Source organism: Pantoea sp. F_5 (genome assembly GCF_008631595.1).
Classification (GTDB): Bacteria; Pseudomonadota; Gammaproteobacteria; order Enterobacterales; family Enterobacteriaceae; genus Pantoea; species Pantoea gossypiicola.
Genome location: NZ_VWUO01000002.1, coordinates 119,759 through 137,736, shown reverse-complemented (window position 1 = coordinate 137,736; position 17,978 = coordinate 119,759). Strand labels below are relative to the sequence as shown.

23 protein-coding genes are annotated in these 17,978 nt (G+C 54.7%); 12 read left to right on the top strand and 11 right to left on the bottom strand.

Annotated elements, in window-relative coordinates:
- Window positions 1–58: 58 nt before the first annotated feature.
- The 6 genes from flgG to flgB are packed head-to-tail and all read right to left on the bottom strand — an operon-like array spanning window position 59 to window position 4,425.
- Window positions 59–841 (bottom strand): flagellar basal-body rod protein FlgG, encoded by a 783-nt coding sequence (flgG, locus tag F3I44_RS03155; RefSeq protein WP_003849881.1) that lies wholly within the window; start codon window positions 839–841, stop codon window positions 59–61.
- 17 nt (window positions 842–858) lie between these two features.
- The gene (locus F3I44_RS03150; RefSeq protein WP_061062163.1) at window positions 859–1,614 is read right to left on the bottom strand and encodes a flagellar basal body rod protein FlgF; all 756 of its coding nucleotides are present in this window, start codon (window positions 1,612–1,614) and stop codon (window positions 859–861) included.
- 20 nt (window positions 1,615–1,634) lie between these two features.
- Window positions 1,635–2,891: a flagellar hook protein FlgE gene (gene flgE / locus F3I44_RS03145; RefSeq protein ID WP_150009743.1), complete on the bottom strand. Its 1,257-nt coding sequence runs from the start codon at window positions 2,889–2,891 to the stop codon at window positions 1,635–1,637.
- Between the two features lie 26 nt (window positions 2,892–2,917).
- Window positions 2,918–3,592, bottom strand: a complete 675-nt coding sequence (gene flgD / locus F3I44_RS03140) for a flagellar hook assembly protein FlgD (RefSeq protein WP_150009745.1) — start codon at window positions 3,590–3,592, stop codon at window positions 2,918–2,920.
- Window positions 3,593–3,604: 12 nt separating this feature from the next.
- Window positions 3,605–4,009 (bottom strand): flagellar basal body rod protein FlgC, encoded by a 405-nt coding sequence (flgC, locus tag F3I44_RS03135; protein ID WP_013357440.1) that lies wholly within the window; start codon window positions 4,007–4,009, stop codon window positions 3,605–3,607.
- A 2-nt stretch (window positions 4,010–4,011) separates the two neighbouring features.
- Window positions 4,012–4,425 (bottom strand): flagellar basal body rod protein FlgB, encoded by a 414-nt coding sequence (gene flgB / locus F3I44_RS03130; protein ID WP_003849889.1) that lies wholly within the window; start codon window positions 4,423–4,425, stop codon window positions 4,012–4,014.
- Between the two features lie 154 nt (window positions 4,426–4,579).
- On the opposite strand from flgB, the gene flgA reads away from it, so the two are divergent.
- The 3 genes from flgA to flgN all read left to right on the top strand — a co-directional run bounded on the left by flgA (window position 4,580) and on the right by flgN (window position 6,086).
- Window positions 4,580–5,239 carry a flagellar basal body P-ring formation chaperone FlgA gene (gene flgA / locus F3I44_RS03125; protein ID WP_150009747.1) on the top strand — a complete coding sequence of 220 codons (660 nt, stop codon included), beginning with the start codon at window positions 4,580–4,582 and terminating at the stop codon, window positions 5,237–5,239.
- 104 nt (window positions 5,240–5,343) lie between these two features.
- A complete protein-coding gene (gene flgM / locus F3I44_RS03120; RefSeq protein WP_033732238.1) occupies window positions 5,344–5,649 on the top strand; it encodes a flagellar biosynthesis anti-sigma factor FlgM in 306 nt (101 codons plus the stop codon).
- A gap of 5 nt (window positions 5,650–5,654) precedes the next feature.
- Complete coding sequence (gene flgN / locus F3I44_RS03115) at window positions 5,655–6,086, top strand: flagellar export chaperone FlgN (RefSeq protein WP_150009749.1); 432 nt, start codon at window positions 5,655–5,657, stop codon at window positions 6,084–6,086.
- A 74-nt stretch (window positions 6,087–6,160) separates the two neighbouring features.
- Here flgN and murJ read toward each other — a convergent pair whose 3' ends face one another.
- The 4 genes from murJ to rimJ form a co-directional block, all read right to left on the bottom strand.
- Entirely contained in the window at window positions 6,161–7,699 is a 1,539-nt protein-coding gene (gene murJ / locus F3I44_RS03110; protein ID WP_150009751.1) for a murein biosynthesis integral membrane protein MurJ, read from the bottom strand.
- 120 nt (window positions 7,700–7,819) lie between these two features.
- Entirely contained in the window at window positions 7,820–8,740 is a 921-nt protein-coding gene (locus F3I44_RS03105) for a Gfo/Idh/MocA family protein (protein ID WP_150009753.1), read from the bottom strand.
- 1 nt (window position 8,741) lies between these two features.
- Window positions 8,742–9,380, bottom strand: coding sequence for a DUF480 domain-containing protein (locus F3I44_RS03100; RefSeq protein ID WP_150009755.1), 639 nt, complete (start codon window positions 9,378–9,380; stop codon window positions 8,742–8,744).
- Window positions 9,381–9,393: 13 nt separating this feature from the next.
- On the bottom strand, window positions 9,394–9,987 hold the full coding sequence (rimJ, locus tag F3I44_RS03095; RefSeq protein WP_150009757.1) for a ribosomal protein S5-alanine N-acetyltransferase: 594 nt from the start codon (window positions 9,985–9,987) through the stop codon (window positions 9,394–9,396).
- 286 nt (window positions 9,988–10,273) lie between these two features.
- Between rimJ and grxB the strand changes: the two genes are divergently transcribed.
- From grxB to F3I44_RS03050, 9 genes are all read left to right on the top strand, one after another.
- Window positions 10,274–10,921, top strand: coding sequence for a glutaredoxin 2 (gene grxB / locus F3I44_RS03090; RefSeq protein WP_150009759.1), 648 nt, complete (start codon window positions 10,274–10,276; stop codon window positions 10,919–10,921).
- A 116-nt stretch (window positions 10,922–11,037) separates the two neighbouring features.
- Window positions 11,038–11,601, top strand: coding sequence for a lipoprotein (locus F3I44_RS03085; RefSeq protein WP_013357430.1), 564 nt, complete (start codon window positions 11,038–11,040; stop codon window positions 11,599–11,601).
- A gap of 134 nt (window positions 11,602–11,735) precedes the next feature.
- On the top strand, window positions 11,736–12,779 hold the full coding sequence (gene pyrC, locus F3I44_RS03080) for a dihydroorotase (protein ID WP_150009761.1): 1,044 nt from the start codon (window positions 11,736–11,738) through the stop codon (window positions 12,777–12,779).
- 62 nt (window positions 12,780–12,841) lie between these two features.
- Entirely contained in the window at window positions 12,842–13,087 is a 246-nt protein-coding gene (dinI, locus tag F3I44_RS03075) for a DNA damage-inducible protein I (protein WP_003849907.1), read from the top strand.
- 145 nt (window positions 13,088–13,232) lie between these two features.
- On the top strand, window positions 13,233–13,505 hold the full coding sequence (locus F3I44_RS03070; protein WP_150009763.1) for a hypothetical protein: 273 nt from the start codon (window positions 13,233–13,235) through the stop codon (window positions 13,503–13,505).
- 245 nt (window positions 13,506–13,750) lie between these two features.
- The gene (gene bssS / locus F3I44_RS03065; protein WP_013357427.1) at window positions 13,751–14,005 is read left to right on the top strand and encodes a biofilm formation regulator BssS; all 255 of its coding nucleotides are present in this window, start codon (window positions 13,751–13,753) and stop codon (window positions 14,003–14,005) included.
- Window positions 14,006–14,099: 94 nt separating this feature from the next.
- Window positions 14,100–15,212, top strand: coding sequence for an N-methyl-L-tryptophan oxidase (gene solA / locus F3I44_RS03060; protein ID WP_150009765.1), 1,113 nt, complete (start codon window positions 14,100–14,102; stop codon window positions 15,210–15,212).
- Window positions 15,213–15,507: 295 nt separating this feature from the next.
- Window positions 15,508–16,083, top strand: coding sequence for a cytochrome b (locus tag F3I44_RS03055; RefSeq protein WP_150009767.1), 576 nt, complete (start codon window positions 15,508–15,510; stop codon window positions 16,081–16,083).
- Window position 16,084: 1 nt separating this feature from the next.
- Complete coding sequence (locus tag F3I44_RS03050; RefSeq protein WP_098050975.1) at window positions 16,085–16,660, top strand: YceI family protein; 576 nt, start codon at window positions 16,085–16,087, stop codon at window positions 16,658–16,660.
- A gap of 39 nt (window positions 16,661–16,699) precedes the next feature.
- Here F3I44_RS03050 and F3I44_RS03045 read toward each other — a convergent pair whose 3' ends face one another.
- On the bottom strand, window positions 16,700–17,749 hold the full coding sequence (locus F3I44_RS03045) for a rhodanese-related sulfurtransferase (RefSeq protein WP_150009771.1): 1,050 nt from the start codon (window positions 17,747–17,749) through the stop codon (window positions 16,700–16,702).
- Window positions 17,750–17,978: the final 229 nt, after the last annotated feature.

Here is a 17,978-nt window from a genome sequence, read left to right as displayed (position 1 = left end):
TGTCACGACCTTATTAATGTCTGTATCTCAGGCCAGCACAGGCTGGCCCTGTTCGGGATTAAAGCTGGGTTAATTTCGCCAGCATCTGATCAGAGGTGCTGATCGCCTTGCTGTTGATTTCGTAAGCGCGCTGCGTCTGGATCATCGTAACCAGCTCTTCCGCTACGTTAACGTTCGAGGTTTCGGTGTAGCCCTGATAGAGCAGACCCGCGCCGTTCTGACCTGGCGTGCTGTCAGTCGGTGCGCCCGATGCCTGGGTTTCCTTGTAGAGGTTTTCACCCACGCTATCGAGACCGGCGTCGTTCATAAAGGTGCTCAGCGTTAACTGACCGACCTGTGCGGCCTGGGCCTGACCCTGCTGCGTCACGCTGACCACACCGTCACGCGACACCGTAATGCTGGTGGCGTTTGCCGGAATGGTAATGCCTGGCTGCACCGGGAAACCGGAGTTGGTCACCAGCTGACCGTTCTGATCAACCTGAAACGCGCCATCACGGGTATACGCAGAGGTGCCGTCCGGCATCTGAATCTGAAAATAACCCTGACCGTTAATAGCGATATCTTTTGAGTTACTGGTCTGCGACAGGTTGCCCTGAGTATGCAGCCGCTCAGTCGTCACCGGACGTACACCGGTACCGATCTGCAGGCCCGATGGCAGCGTTGTCTGTTCTGATGACTGCGTGCCCGGCTGGCGCATAGTCTGGTACATCAGATCTTCGAACACCGCACGTGAACGTTTAAAGCCGTTGGTGCTGACGTTTGCCAGGTTGTTGGCAATGACGTCCATGTTCATCTGCTGCGCATCAAGACCGGTCTTAGCGATCCATAAAGAACGAATCATGTTGTTATCCTCGCGCCTTAGCTCATGTTCAGGAGCTGATTGGCTTTTTGTTCATTTTCGTCGACGTTGGTGATGACTTTCATCTGCATCTCAAAACGTCGGGCGTTAGCGATCATATCGACCATGGTTTCCACTGGCTTGACGTTGCTGCCTTCCAGTACACCAGGCATCACCTGCATGGTGGCATCGGCCTGCAGCGCAGCACCACGGGTCGCCTGCGTTGCCGCGGTAGGACGGAACATGCCGTCATCACTGCGCTGCAGCTCCTGCCCGGTTGCCCTGACCAGCTTCAGCTTGCCCAGCTGAACCGTGGCGTTCGGCGAATCACCGGCGTTCAGCCCGGTGATGGAGCCGTCTGCAGCAATGGTGATTTCCGTACCCTGCGGGATCACAATCGGACCGCCATCGCCCATCACAGGATTGCCCTGAACCGTCAGCGTTCCGGTCGGACTGATTTGCATATTGCCGTTGCGGGTATAGGCTTCGCTGCCGTCAGCGGTACGCACCGCCAGCCAGCCATCCTGCTGCACCGCCACATCGAGCGGACGCTCGGTGTAATCCATTGCGCCCTGACTCATGTCGGCACCGGGTGTAGAGGCGGCGACCAGCGTACGGGTCGGCAGCGACCAGCCACTCACCGGCACCGCGCGCAGCGCATTCAGCTGTGCACGAAAGCCGGGTGTTGAGGCGTTGGCGAGGTTGCTGGCGGTAACCGCCTGCTGATCCAGCGTCTGGCTGGCCGCGCCCATCGCGGTATATATCGCGTGATCCATATGACAATCCTGTTAGCGAATTAACGTAAGTTAACCAGCGTGTTAAGAATCTGGTCCTGAGTTTTGATGGTCTGCGCATTCGCCTGATAGTTACGCTGCGCGACGATCATGTTCACCAGCTCTTTACTCATGTCGACGTTGGACGATTCCAGGGCACCCGCCGTCAGTGAACCAAAGGTGCCGGTATTGGCCAGACCGATCGCTGCCTGACCGGATGCACTTGATGCAGACCAGACGTTGTCGCCCTGTGACTGCAGACCTTCCGGGTTAGAGAAGCTTGCCAGCACAATCTGACCCAGCAGCTGGGTTTTCTGGTTTGAGTAGGTACCGGTAATCGTGCCGTCATCGTTGATCGCGTAGCTGGTCAGATCGCCTGGCGCATAGCCATCCTGCGTCGGGCTGCCAAAGGTGGTGCTGCCGGTGTTCTGTTGCAGGCTGCCCAGCATGCTCAGGTTGATCGGCTGATTGGCGACCGCGCCATTGGCACCGCCCACGTTCAGCGTCAGGCCGACGGTGCCATCCGTGGTGGTGCTCACAACGGCACCGGTGGCATCCAGCTTAGAGACGCTGGTCAGCTTACCGCTGGTGTCAAACGCCATTCTGAAGTCACCCGCTGAGGTGCCGGTGTTGCCATCAATGGTGTGGACTGTCCAGCTGTTGCTGGTGGTGTCTTTCACGAAATACATGTCGAGCGCATGGTCATTACCCTGCGAGTCGAACACGGTGGCCGTGGTTTTCTTGTTGTAGCTGTCTGCGTTCGCCGTCGAGAAGGTGGTCACCGTTGGCGTGGTATCCGTTGAGTTCAGGTTGGCAACCAGTCCGGCAGTGGTGGTCGCGCGGGCTGACATCTGCGTGGTAGGAATAGTCAGCGCTACCGGGTTCGCCCCCGCCTGGATAGTGGCCGGTGAACCGCTTGCCGGATAGCCGGTGACGTTCAGCCCCTGGGTATTCACCAGGTTACGGTTGGCATCCAGCGTTAACTGGCCGTTACGTGAATAGAAAACGCCGCCGCTGCTGTCGGTCATACGGAAGAAGCCGTTGCCGCTCAGCGCAACGTCCAGACCACGGCTGGTGGTGGTGGTCGCGCCATCGTTAAAGTTCTGGATCACCGCAGCGACTTTGGTACCGAGACCAACGTTAGAACCGGCAAACATATCGGCAAACGCGATGGTGCTGGATTTAAAGCCCGCAGTCGCGGAGTTAGCAATGTTGTTACCGATGACATCAAGGTTACTTGAAGCAGCACCAAGGCCGCTGACCGCTTGGGAAAATGACATGTGTTTGTTTCCTGTCTACAGGTTAATCAGAGAATCTGACGTACGTCGTCAAGGGTGGCGGAGCCCATGGTGCCGAGATCCAGTTTTGTGGTGTTGTTCGCAGTACTCACCCCATTGACGTAGGCGTAGTTAAGCGGTTGTGCCACCAGTTGTGTGTTGCCATTGCTTGCGGCAATCGTAACGCTGTATTTACCATCCGGTGCGACAGAGCCATCAGTCAGCTTGCCGTCCCACGAGAAGGTGTGGACGCCAGCACTCAGCGCGCCCAGATCGACGGTATCGATCACCGTGCCACTGGCATCTTTAATGGTGGCGGATGCGCCAGTAGAAGCGGAAGCCAGCTCTACACCAAATGGCGTGGTGGTGCCGTTGCCTACCAGAATTTGTCCGCCATTAACCATCACGCCATGCCCAATCAGCGTGGAGCTCTGCAGCGACTGGCTGGTGCTGATCTGACCGGAGATCGATCCCAGCGTGGTATTCAGTTTTTCAATGCCGCTCAGGGTATTGATCTGTGCCAGCTGCGTGGTGAGCTGGCTGTTATCCATTGGATTGGTTGGATCCTGGTTCTTTAACTGCGTCACCAGCATGGTCAGGAACTGATTCTGCAGATCCTGTGCGTTGTTGCCGGTGCCACTGGTGCTGGATGAGCTAAGGACCGTGGGGTCCAGCTTTTCATTAACGCCTACCGCGATAGCCATGGTTTTTCTCCGTTATTGCCCGATCGTCAGGGTTTTCATCATCATCGACTTCACGGTGTTGAGCACCTCGACGTTGGCCTGGTAGCTGCGTGACGCCGACATGGTGTTGACGCTTTCAGAAACCACATCCACGTTCGGCATCTTCACGTAACCTTTGGCATCAGCCATCGGGTTACCTGGGTCATAGACCAGCTTCGCAGGTGTCGGATCGTCCACGACGCGCGCCACTTTCACACCGCCGGTCGCTGAACCCGGAGCCGCATCGGTCTGGAAGACGACCTGCTTTGCCACGTAAGGCTTGCCATCGGGACCGGTGACGCTGTCGGCGTTTGCCAGGTTACTGGCACTGACGTTTAATCGCTGTGATTGCGCGGTCATCGCTGAGCCGGCAATGTCAAAAATATTCAGCAAGGCCATAATTATTGCCCTTGTAACACGCTCATCATGCCTTTGATCTGGCTACTGATGAGGGTGAGGTCGGTTTGATATTTCAGGCTGTTATCCGCGAACTGCGTACGCTCACGGTCCATATCTACGGTATTGCCGTCGGCAGAAGGCTGATCGGGAATGCGATAAAGCATATCCATCGATGGCGCTCCGTTTGTCTGTGCTTCAATGTGGCGAGCTGACGTGACTTTTAACGCCATGCTGCTGCCTTCCGCACGACCATTGGACATCACCCGACTCAGCTCGCTGGCAAAGTCGATATCCCGGGCCTGATAACCAGGGGTATCGGCGTTGGCAATATTTGACGCCAGGATCTCCTGACGTTGAGCACGCAGGTTGAGGGCCTCCGTTCCAAATTTCAGCGCCGCATCCAGTTTGTCGAGCATGTTTCCTCCGCGTATGAGAATTTTGAGTTCGCAGCTTAATTTGAAAAAGCAAGCCGTCATCGTCTGAATAACGCCTTAAATGACCGCTATTTTGACAATTGAGGATTTTTCTTAACGGGTACACTCGTCGCCATCATCAGTGAGGAACTGCACAATGCGTCGATATCTGACTCTGCTGACCAGCCTGCTGGTCGTGATCGCCCTTCCGGCTTCTGCCGGGGATCTCAATGCACAACTGAATCAATTTTTTAAAGCGCGTGACGCTCAGCATGCTGCAGGCATGGTGGTAGTGGTTCGCACCCCGAAAGAGCAATGGCCAGCCTGTGACATGCCAAAGTTCACTCTGCCAGGCAATAGCCGGTTATGGGGCAACATGAGCGTGGCGGCAAACTGCGATGAGAATCGCCGTTATATCCAGGTACAGGTTCAGGTCACCGGCTCCTATCTGGTGGCGACCCGGCTGCTGAGCCAGGGCAGTAGCGTCAGCGAAAGTGATTTCACGCTGCAGACCGGCCGTCTTGATACCCTGCCTGCCCGCGCCCTGCTGAATGCGGACGCAGTCGCAGATGCCGTAGTGCTGCGTGATATACAGCCAGGACAGCCGATTAATCCCTCCACGCTGCGTCAGCCATGGCGTGTTAAAGCGGGTCAGAATGTGATGGTGATTGCCAGCGGAGACGGCTTTGACGCCAGCGGTGAGGGCAAGGCGCTGAACAACGCCGCCCGCTCGCAGTCGGTTCGCGTGAGGATGGCAAATGGCCAGATTGTCAGCGGTAAGGTGCGCGAGGATGGGAATATTCTTATAACGCTGTAAAGTGTTAAAGAAGCCCGTAGTGCTGCCGATAGAAGAATCAACAAAGCGATAACGCTATTATGATTCAGGTGGCAGACTTCCCCTGACCGTACAGGAGCCCGAATATGAGCATTGACAGAACGCAACCTCTGAAACCCGCCAGCACCGTACAGAGCCGCGACAGCAGTGAGTCTGGCAGCAGCAAAGTGCGTCAGAGTGCCAGTCCGGTAGCAGCCACGACCCCTGCTGCAGCCCAGGTGAGCCTGAGCAGCGCGCAGTCGCAGCTGATGCAGCCGAGCAGCAAAGATATTAACGTCGAGCGCGTTGAACAACTGAAAACTGCCATTCGTAATGGTGAACTGAAGATGGATACCGGCAAAATCGCCGATGCGCTGATTGCCGACACTAAGGCGTATTTAGAGGGTAATTAATTCCCATGAGTAATTTGCAGACCACATTAGATAAGATGCAGGACGTGCTGGCGTCGCTTTCAGCGGTGCTGGAAGAAGAGCAGCAGCAACTGGCAGCGGGCAGTATCAACAGCAACCTGTTGCAGCGCATCACCGAAGATAAAAGTGCGCTGCTCAGTACGCTGAACTATCTGGATGAGATGCGCCGCACCGCTGAACAGAGTCAGGCGACATCGGCACCTTATCGTGGTCAGAACGACATAGCACGCCGCTGGGACAGCATTCAGCAGCATACCCGTCGTCTGCAGGATGCCAATGTTCATAATGGCATGCTGCTGCAGCATCAGATTCGCTACACGGAAAATGCACTTGAAGTGCTGAAGCCGCATCAGACTCAGGCCTTTTATGGTCCCGATGGGATGGGTAAAGGTCAGGCAACGTTAAGTCGTAAAGCCTGAGCCGAAAAGTAGCGAAAAAATCCCGCCTGGTGCGGGATTTTTTATGGGTTTAATTTATTGTCAGTTAATCAGGCTTATACAGCCGTGCGCCGTGCATAGTCGCTTAGCCGGAAGCCCAGCAGCCCCAGCGCCAGGAAATAAGCGCCTCCGCCGACAGCACACACCGCCGCCAGACGCAGCAGTCGCCACAGCATAGCGCCCTGTTCCCAGGCCGGCATCCACTGCAGCATGCCAAACAGCGCGCCAGCCATCACCACCACGGCAATCAGCAGGCGGAGCAGGAAACTACCCCAGCCCGGCTGCGGCACAAAGATATTCTTCTTACGCAGCTGCCAGTAGAGCAGTGACGCATTCAGACAGGCCGCCAGACCAATCGACAGTGACAGACCGGCATGTTTCAGCGGACCAATAAACGCCAGGTTCATGAGCTGCGTCATGATCAGCGTGATAATCGCGATTTTCACCGGCGTTTTGATGTCCTGACGGGAATAGAAACCGGGCGCCAGCACCTTAACCACAATCAGGCCCATCAGTCCGACGGAGTAGGCGATCAGCGCACGCTGCGTCATCAATGCATCAAAAGCAGTGAATTTACCGTACTGGAACAGCGCCACGGTCAGCGGACCGGAGAGCATGCCCAGCGCCACGGCACTCGGCAGCGCCAGCAGGAAGCAGAGTCGCAGGCCCCAGTCCATCAGTCGGGAATATTCATCATGGTTGCCGCTGGCAAAACTTTTAGCCAGCGACGGCAGCAGAATGGTGCCCAGCGCCACGCCCAGCACACCCGAAGGAAACTCCATCAGGCGATCCGCGTAGTACATCCAGGAGACCGAACCCGAAACCAGAAACGAGGCGAAGATGGTGTTGATGATCAGCGAGATCTGACTGACGGAAACGCCCAGAATAGCCGGGCCCATCTGACGCATCACTCGCCACACGCCCGCGTCGCGCAGATTAAGACGCGGCAGCACCAGCATTCCCAGCTTTTTCAGGTGGGGAAGCTGATAGCCGAGCTGCAGCACACCGCCCGCGACCACCGCCCAGGCCAGAGCCATCACCGGTGGATGAAAGTGCGGCGCAGCAAACAGCGCAAAACCAATCATGCTGACATTCAGCAGGGTTGGCGCAAACGCCGGTACCGAGAAGCGGTTCCAGGTGTTCAGCACCGCCCCCGCCAGCGACGCCAGCGAAATCAGCATAATGTAGGGAAAAGTTACCCGCAGCAGCGAACTGGTCAGTGCAAATTTATCGGCACTGTCGGCAAAGCCAGGAGCCGTGACCATGATGACCCAGGGCGCAGCGATCATCCCCGCCACCGTAACCAGCGCCAGTACCAGCGTCAGCAGGCCCGAGACATACGCCAGGAACAGTTTCGTCGCCTCTTCACCCTGCTTACTTTTATATTCAGCCAGAATCGGCACAAATGCCTGAGAAAATGCGCCTTCAGCAAAAATACGGCGCAGCAGATTGGGCAGTTTAAACGCAACAAAGAAGGCATCAGTCGCCATTCCGGCACCAAACACCCGCGCCACGATAGCATCACGGGCAAAGCCCAGTACGCGGGAAAACAGGGTCATAGAACTGACCGCTGCCAGCGATTTCAACAAATTCATAATTGACGGCGCATCCTGAAAAGAATCGGCAAAAAGGAGAATTAGCGCGGGCACCCGAGGATGCCCGGCGACAGTCTACTGCCACGGAGGGAAATGACCAGCACGGAGTGTTACAAGGCGTTATTCCTGCGTCGCCTCACGCCACAGTTTTTCCACCACACGCTGCGCCATCAGCGCCTGCTCACCGCTGGTTTCAGGCTTCGTCTGATTTTGTACGCAGTCGATAAAATGGCGTGCTGCACCGCTGAAGCCGCGCTGCGTCAGATGGCTCTGCCAGGCTGGCGGCGGGGTGATAAGCAGGCCATCACTGCGTTCTTCCTGCCAGTCACGCATCTCGCTGATGTCGATGCACTTACCGTCACACACTGCGCTGACCCGCTCGCGCTGACTGCCTGCGCGCCGGTGCATACTGGTGGTGATCGCCAGACCTTCAACAGCGAAATGGTGTTCGGCATAGAGCATCTGCCCCTGTTCATTGGTATCAATGCGTCCGTGAACCTGGCGAACAGGCTTGCCGCCCAGCCAGAGCGCGGTGTCCACCACATGCAGGTAGTCATCAAGCAGGGTAAAGCGAAGATCCCGTGGCCCGACGCTGTCGCTGCGGTGCTTTTCAATCCGCAGAGAGGCGGCATCAGCCATCTCCGTCTGCAGCTGCTGATAGCGCGGCGCGAAGCGGCGGTTAAATGCCACCATCAGTTTACGCTGACGTTTTTCTGCCAGCGCCACCAGCGCTTCAGCCTGTTCCAGGGTTTCAGCCAGCGGCTTGTCGACGCAGACATCTTTTCCTGCCAGCAGCAGCGCCCTGACCACTTCATAGTGGGTGGCGGTGCTGCTGTGGACAAATACCGCGTCGCAGGCTGAGGCTAATTCATTCAGTGATCCAAAGCACTGCATGCGATAGCTGTCACAGATCGGGCGGGCTTTGGCCTGATTCGGGGAAAACGCCCCCACCAGTGTCCAGTCCGTCGCGGCCGACAGCACCGGCAGCCAGGCTTTCTGCGCAATACCACCCAATCCCACCACGCCTATACGTAATGTCATCTCAGCTCTCCGGTTGCAGCAATTGGGTAAGTTGCGCCTGAAGTGCTGCGACCTGCTGTTCCAGCGTAGTGACGCGCTCCGCCAGATCGCCCTGCTCGTCAGGCGCGTCGGCAGCCTGACGTGCATCATCTTCATCGCCCAGCAGATGCATAAAGCGGCTTTCACGCTTGCCCGGTTCACGCGCCAGGCGGATGACCTGTGCACTGTCGTCACGCTGCATCAAGCTTTCCAGCGTCTGCTCCACTTCGCCGACATCGCTGAACTCATGCAAGCGACCGCTGCGGGTTCGCAGTTCGCCTGGCGTCTGGGGGCCACGCAACAGCAGCAGGGTGAGAAGAGCCACTTCCGCACTGTTGAGTTTCAGTGTGCCAAACGCGGAGTTACAAAAACGCTGCTCATATTTTACCACCCGCTGTCCGGCGGCGCTGCTGCCGGTGACCAGATGACGCTTTTCCAGCTGATCGAGCTGATTCTGTACCTCGCTTTCACTCAGCTCCACCACCGGCTCGCGATTCGATTTCTGATTACAGGCCACCACCACGCCATTCAGTGATAGCGGATACTGCTCTGGCGTGGTGACCTGCTTCTCCAGCAGGCAGCCCAGCACGCGCAACGCCTGCGCTGATAAAGCCATCTTCATGCTCACGTCCTCATTATTGTCCACGCCGGTCAGGCGTCCATTCCCGCAGAGTTAAGGCTGTCAGCACGTGATCCTGCCAGCGTCCGTCGATCAGCAGATAATCTTTCGCGTAACCCTCTTTCTCAAAACCGAGTCGCGCCAGCAGATCGCCGCTGCGCTGGTTGTGCGGCATGTAGTTCGCCATGATGCGGTGAATATGCTGCTGGCGCTGCATATAACGGATAGCCGACTGCAAGGCTTCGAACATCAGCCCCTGCCCCTGCCACTTTTCACCCAGTGAATAGCCGAGATAACAGGCGTGAAAGGAACCGCGCAGCACGTTACTGAAGTTCGCCACGCCACGCACTTCGGTTTCATCGCTGTCCATGAGAATAAAATAGAAGGCCGTTCCCTGCTTGTGCATGTCGGAAATCAGCCCGAGGCGCGCCTGCCAGCCCGAAGGGTAGCAGTGGCTATCGTCGCGCACCGGCTCCCATGGTTTTAAAAACAGTCGGTTTTCCGAATAGTAATCTGCCATTCGCCAGGCATCACGTTCGTGAACCAGACGGACCACCAGACGATCGGTGGTTAATCGCACCCGGGGCGCGGCAGAACGATAGCCAAACATCCTGACTCCTGAAATCAATGGCTGTGAGTGATAGCCGTCATTACCCGGCTTTCACTATAACCGCCGCCTGGGCTGCGGTAAAACGTTACAGCAGTTTAGCTTTAAAGAGGTTGATTTTGCTCTGTTATCACAGCGGCGAACAGTTGGTTTGTCCTACTACAGCACACATGCTGGCTGGCAGGTTTGCCCTGCAGGGTAATCTCTTCCATACTTTTTACGCGCCCGAAACAGGATGAATTGATTCACTCTGTTAAACACTAAACCTGTAAAAATCCGGGAGATCAGGATGAAACTCTATATCTATGACCATTGTCCTTTCTGCGTTAAAGCGCGAATGATTTTTGGTCTGAAAAATAAGCCGGTTGAGCTGGTGGTGATGCTCAACGACGATGAAGAGACGCCAAAACGACTGATCGGGCAGAAAATGGCACCGATTCTGCAAAAGCAGGATGGCAGCGCAATGCCTGAGAGCATGGAGATCGTGCATTACGTCGATCAGCAGGATGGCGCGCCGCTGATCACTGGCGCGCTGAACCCGGCAATTGGCGACTGGCTGCGTCACATGAACAGCTATGTCAATAAACTGCTGCTGCCGCGCATTGCCGAAGCGGCGTTTGCCGAGTTCGCGACGCCTGAGGCGCGTGACTATTTCCGCAGCAAAAAACAGGCGAGTATCGGTGATTTTGAGACGCTGAAAAGCCACTCGGCCGGGCTGATTAAGAATGTAAGTGAGGATCTGCGCAAACTGGACAAATTAATCGTTCAGCCCAATGCGGTAAACGGCGAGCTATCGCAAGATGATTTTAATCTCTTCCCGCTACTCCGCTCTCTGACGCTGGTCGCCGGAATCGACTGGCCGAGCCGGGTCGCGGACTACCGCGATAACATGGCGAAACAGACTCAGGTTAATCTGCTCTCTTCGATAGCGCATTAGTCCCGCCCCAGATGAGAGACGCTGCGGCGTTTCTCATCCCTTTCCTGATGACACCCGCCACGCATTCAGGCAGGCTATGGCCTGTTTACTGGCTCTGATATTCAGGATAAAGATCGATGAAAAAGGCTTTTTTCGGGCTGACTGCCCTGTTGATGGCGCTGCTGGTTAGCGGATGTAATCAACTGACGCAATACACCATCAGCGAACAGGAAGTAAACCAGGCGCTGCAGAAGCACAATAACTACGAGAAAGATATTGGCGTTTCCGGGCTGGTTAACGCACACATCGTGCTGAACAACCTGACCAGTCAGATTGGTCGCGAAGAACCGGGTAAAGTGACGCTCTCCGGTAATGCAAAAATCAACGTTACCTCACTGTTTGGCCCGCAGCAGGCCGATATGCAGCTGAAAATGCGTGCTCAGCCGGTTTATGATCAGCAGCAGGGCGCAATTTATCTGCGCGATCTGGAGATTGTAGACGCCCAGGTGGCCCCGGAAAAAATGGCATCCATCATGAAGACACTGACGCCTTATCTGAATCAGTCGCTGAAAAGTTATTTTGATCAAAAACCCGCCTATGTGCTCAGCGCAGACCGCAGCAAAGGCGAGTCGCTGGCGAAGAAATTTGCCAAAGGACTGGAAGTGAAGCCTGGCGAACTGGTCATTCCCTTTACGCAGTAATCCCGATTTCCGCGCCATCCGGCGCGGATTTTCTCTGGCGGCATAAAAAGCAGGTGCAAACGGTTGCCTGAATCCCTATGCTTAGACCCCGGCCAAAACATGCCTTTTGTTTCCTTTCTGCCGGAGCTTCACAGATGACAGCACAACCTCAGCAACTTACCCTGCGTCGCCCTGACGACTGGCATATTCATCTGCGTGATGATGAGATGCTCAAAACGGTCCTGCCCTATACCAGCGCGGTGAATGGTCGTGCCATTGTGATGCCAAACCTGGTGCCCCCGGTAACCAGCGTGGCGGCCGGTGAAGCGTACCGCGATCGCATTCTGGCGGCGCTACCCGCCGATCACGCCTTTACGCCGCTGATGACCTGCTACCTGACCGACTCGCTGGATCCTGATGAGCTTGAGCGCGGTTTCACCGCCGGTCTGTTCACCGCGGCGAAGCTCTATCCGGCGCACGCCACCACCAACTCCAGCCATGGCGTGACCAACATCGCGTCCATTGCTCGCGTGCTGGATCGGATGCAAAAGATCGGTATGCCACTGTTGATCCATGGTGAAGTCACTGATGCGCATATCGACATTTTTGACCGTGAAGCCCGCTTTATTGAAACCGTGATGGTGCCGCTACGCAGCCAGTTTCCGGCACTGAAAGTGGTGATGGAGCACATTACGACGCAGGATGCCGCTCAATATGTTGCCGATGCCGGTGAAACACTGGGCGCAACTATTACCCCGCAGCATCTGATGTTTAACCGCAACCACATGCTGGTGGGCGGTATTCGCCCGCACCTCTACTGTCTGCCAATCCTTAAGCGCAACGTGCATCAGGAAGCGCTGCGTAAAGTGGTGGCAAGCGGGAATCCACGCTTCTTCCTTGGCACCGACACCGCGCCGCATCTGCGTCATCTCAAAGAGTCCAGCTGCGGCTGTGCGGGCGTATTTAATGCACCGACGTCGTTGCCCGCCTACGCCACCGTTTTTGAAGAGCTGAACGCGCTGGAACATTTTGAAGCATTCTGTTCTGAAAATGGCCCGCGTTTTTACGGCCTGCCGCTGAATGAGGGGACGATCACGCTGGTGCGTGAGCCGTGGCAGGTGCCAGAGTCAATTGCACTCGGCAGCCACTCACTGGTGCCGTTCCTGGCCGGTGAAACGCTGAACTGGCGCATTGCATAATTTTACTTGCCTCCGGCTCAATGATACTGTAAATATATACAGTATCTTAATCGGAGGCTATTATGCGCGTTGAAATTACCGTATCCAATACCCGACCTCTTCCTGCTGGCGCGATTGAAGCGTTAAGCGATGAATTATCGCGCCGCATCGACGAACAGTTCCCTGACTCGACCAATCACGTCAAGGTACGTTACGCCAGTGCCAACAATCTCAGCGTGCTGGGCGGTGGAAAAGAGACGCGCGACCAGATCAGCGAAATCCTGCAGCAGACGTGGGAAAGCGCTGACGACTGGTTCATTACTGATTAACCGCCACTGTGCTTTTTTTCCGGGTGTCGCCACCCGGTTTTTTTATCTTTTCTCCCCTCTCGCACTTCTCCCTCTCTGCATCTAGACTCTTAATGATCAATGCCCTATCCTTGCGCTCGTCACGCATAACAGGAGGTGCGACACCATGACTACTGATAAACCGGAAGAGGCGATGACCTTTGGTGAGTTGTTAGCACTGATTGGTGATCAAAAGCGTCGTTTAACGGTGCTGGAAAATGCCTTTTCCAGTCTGATTTTCTGTCTTGACGATCGTGCCAGTCAGTTGCTGGTGCACAATCTGTCGCTGGAAGCCCAAAATCAAAATCATGATGAGCAGCTTCAGCAGCACTTTGCCCGTCTTGCAGAAACACTGCAAAAACGTGGCGGTGGCATTGTGCCGGAAACCCCGACACTTTAAGTTCGCTCACGCGGCTTAACCCGCTTTTACATGCCCATTGAACAGTGATAAAAATGCCTGCCCGCCAGGCATTTTATTTTTCAACGTCCTCCTTTCAAACACAAATATTCTGTGAGAAGCTGGTTCACGGCATTTTTTAAACAGTGATACCCACTTTTACTGTTATAATTGTCTCGCTATCGCAATAAAAAAGCCGCATTGAACCTCATCATGCACTTCGTTTAACGAGTAATAAGGAGGTTATAATGGACAGAAGAAAAGACGTTATCCAGACCCATCCGCTGGTGGGCTGGGACATCAGTACCGTTGATAGCTATGATGCCATGATGATCCGCCTGCACTCGCTGTCGTCGCAGGATCAAAAAGAAGAAGAAGCGGATGTTGGCCCAACCTACTGGCTGACAACGGATGTGGCAAGGCAGTTTATCTCGATCCTCGAAGCGGGCATCGCCAAGATAGAATCAGCTGAGCAACCAGAACGACTTCTTAATAAGCATTAATATCTGCCGCATCAAAGAGGCGCCCTCAGGGGTGCCTTTTTCGTTTCTGTTTCTGGTATGCTTTTGATTATCTGACTCTTAGAGTGTCGTTATCATGATTTATGATCTTATCGTCGTCGGCAGCGGTTCAGTGGGCGCGGCGGCTGGCTACTATGCTACCCAGGCAGGTTTATCGGTATTAATGATCGACAGCGGTCATCCTCCTCACAATCAGGGAACGCATCATGGTGAGAGCCGGCTGATTCGTCACGCCTATGGTGAAGGCGAACATTATGTTCCGCTGGTTCTGCGGGCGCAGACGCTGTGGGATGAGCTGGAACAGCGCGCCAGTGAGCGCATCATGCATCGCAGTGGCGTACTTAACCTTGCTCCTGAGCACTCCCCCTTTATCCGGAACGTTATCGACAGCGCGACCCGCTGGCAGCTCAATATCGAGGTGATGCAGCCTGATGAAGTACGTAAGCGCTGGCCGCAAATCAACGTGCCAGAGGGTTATCTGGGCATCTTTGAGCCGCAGTCCGGCTTTCTGAAATGTGAACAGGCGGTTCGCAGCTGGATCCAGCTGGCGGAACAGGCGGGCTGTGCGCAACTATTTAACTGCCCGGTCTCAGAGATTGGTCGTGATGGTGACCTGCAACAGGTCACTACCCTGGATGGCATCTATCGGGGCCGCAAAATGCTGATAAGCGCGGGCACCTGGGTCGGCAAATTAATTCCTGGCCTGCCGGTCGCCCCTACCCGCAAGGTATTTGCCTGGTATCAGGCAGATGGCCGCTACAGCGAGAATAATAAGTTCCCCGGCTTTACGGTTGAGATGGCAGATGGCAGCCAGTTTTACGGCTTCCCGGCGGATAACAACGCACTGAAGGTCGGTCGCCATGATGGCGGTCAGCTGATGCAGCAGCCTGAAGATCGTAAACCTTTTGGCGCAGTAGCGGCGGACGGCAGTGAGGCCTTTGGTTTTCTCCGACAGTTTTTACCTGGCGTCGGCGTCTGTCTGCATGGCGAAGCCTGCAGCTACGATTTCAGCCCGGACGAAGATTTTATTATCGATACCCTGCCGGGTGAACCTGACCGCCTGTTAATCACCGGACTCAGCGGACATGGGTTTAAATTTGCCAGCGTCTTAGGCGAGCTTGCTGCGGAATTCGCACAGCAAAAACCGTTCTCCTTTGATTTGTCCCCCTTCCGCCTCTCGCGTTTCTGACTCTGGTAACGGGTGGCATCAGTGTGATGCCACCCTGCTGACATAATCTGACGAAAACTGATTTTTCCTGACATAATGAGTGTCTTTATTTCGCCCATAGTGTTAATTGCCGCCATTTAACGTTGACAACTTTCCCGCCAGAAATATCTCATTCAGTAATATTGGTCATTTCGCCATAGTTTTATTCAACCTTTTCATCCCGGAAATTAAAATTTATAGAAGCGTAAGGACGATTGCTTTTATATTTCATAATGTGGATGCTTATTTCAGATTATGTCACCATGAAATCCACATTATGTTATTACGTAATACACCTCATCAGTTTGGACTGGTTGCTGTGCTATTGCACTGGTCAATGGCGCTGGCGATTTATGCCATGTTTGCGCTGGGACTCTGGATGGTTGGCCTGGGCTACTATGACAGTTGGTATCACGACGCGCCGGAAATCCATAAAAGTATTGGCGTCATTCTGATGCTGACGCTGATTATTCGCCTGCTGTGGCGCGTTATTTCACCGCCGCCAAAGCCGCTGAGCAGCTATTCCCCGCTGGTGCGCCTCAGTTCAGTCGTGGCGCACCTGCTCCTTTATACCCTGCTGCTGGCCATTCTGATCAGTGGCTATCTCATCTCTACCGCCGATGGCAAACCCATCGCTGTATTTAACTGGTTTACGCTGCCCGCGCTGTTCAGCGGCGCAGGCGAACAGGCAGACCTGGCAGGCGACATTCATCTCTGGCTGGCCTGGACGGTTGTGGTCCTGTCGGGACTGCATGGTCTGGCTGCGCTAAAGCATCACGTTATTGATCGCGATATCACCCTAAAACGGATGTCAGGTTTCCGTCTCCCCTTACCCTCTGAAAAGGATAAATAATATGTTTAAGAAGACCTTGCTGGCGATGACCGGTGCCAGCCTGCTGCTCGGCTCAATGACTGCCGGTGCCGCAGACTATAAGATTGATAAAGAGGGCCAGCACGCCTTTATTCAATTCCGCATTCAGCATCTCGGTTACAGCTGGCTCTATGGCACCTTCAAAGATTTTGACGGCAGCTTTACCTTCGATGAGAAGAACCCGGCCGCAGATAAAGTTGACGTGACCATCAACACCAGCAGCGTTGACACCAATCATGCAGAGCGTGACAAGCACCTGCGTAGCGCTGACTTCCTGAACAGCAGCAAAAACCCACAGGCAACGTTCAAATCCACAGCAGTGAAGAAAGAGGGTGATGAGCTGAAGATTACCGGCGATCTCACGCTGAATGGCGTGACTAAACCGGTGACGCTGGAGGCAAAAATGCTGGGTGAAGGCAAAGACCCGTGGGGCGGCTACCGCGCTGGTTTTGAAGCCGAGGGAGAAATTACACTGAAAGATTTTAACATTACCAAAGATCTGGGGCCAGCTTCGCAAAAGGTGGAGCTGATGATCTCGGTTGAAGGTGTGCGCCAGTAAAACAGCAAGCCGCCTGAAGCTGACTTCAGGCGGCCACGCTTATTTCTTCACTGGCGACGGAATGGTCATGTTTAACAGGCCACGCGACTTGTTAAAGATCTTGTTGCCATTCTCACGTCCCGCCCGACGAGCGCGCTGCTCCTCCGGTGAGAGTTTCGCTTCTTCCTGACAGATCGGACTACAGCAGTTCTCAAATTTCTCTGCGCAGCTTTTGCACTGGATAAACAGCAGATGACAGCCGTCATTCACGCAATTGACATGGGTATCACAGGGTTCGCCGCACTGATGACAGTTCGACAGCACGTCGTCAGAGATCCGCTCACCCATCCGCTCATCAAACACAAAGTTTTTGCCTTTGAAGCGAACCGGTAGTCCCTGTTCACGGGCGCGTCGGGCATACTCGATGATGCCGCCTTCAATGTGGTAAACATCCTCGAAGCCGTTATGCCGCATCCAGGCGCTCGCCTTTTCACAGCGGATCCCGCCGGTGCAGTACATGACGATCTTTTTGTCTTTCTGATCCTGCAACATATCAACCGCCATCGGCAGCTGATCGCGGAAGGTATCAGCAGGTACTTCCAGCGCATTATCGAAGCGGCCCACTTCATATTCGTAGTGGTTACGCATGTCAACGAACAGGGCGTCAGGATCGTCCAGCATGGCGTTAACTTCTGCCGCTTTAAGATACTGACCCACGTCGCTGGCATCAAAACTGGCGTCATCGATACCATCCGCGACAATGCGATCGCGCACTTTAAGGCGCAATACCCAGAATGATTTTCCATCATCATCCAGCGCAATATTCATTCGCAGGTTGTTCAGCGCCGGATCAAAGCCATACAGCCACTCTTTCATCTTTTCATACTGGCTGGCGGGCACGCTGATCTGTGCATTAATACCTTCGTGCGCGACATAGACGCGGCCAAAGACCTTGAGTGACGTCAGGCCAAGGTAGAGCGCATCGCGGAATGCTTTAGGGTCGGCAATCTGGAAATATTTATAAAAAGAGACTGTGGTACGCGGCTCAGTTTCAGCCAGCATGCGCGCCTTCAGCTCTTTATTGGAAACGAGGTTATGTAACACTGGCATGGTGTTCTTTCCTGTTATCAATAGGAGAAATTTAGCGGGCACATGATACCTGATTTCACCGGGATGCAAAGACCAGTCTCGGAATCAGGCACGGGTTGCTGTTTTTTCCGGCACTATCTGACGATTTAACAGCAGCCTGCAGTAGCCTGTTCTGTCAGTGATATTTATACGCACGATAAAAACTGGCACAATGTCGTAAATCAATGAGATATCAGCACTGCATGGTGCG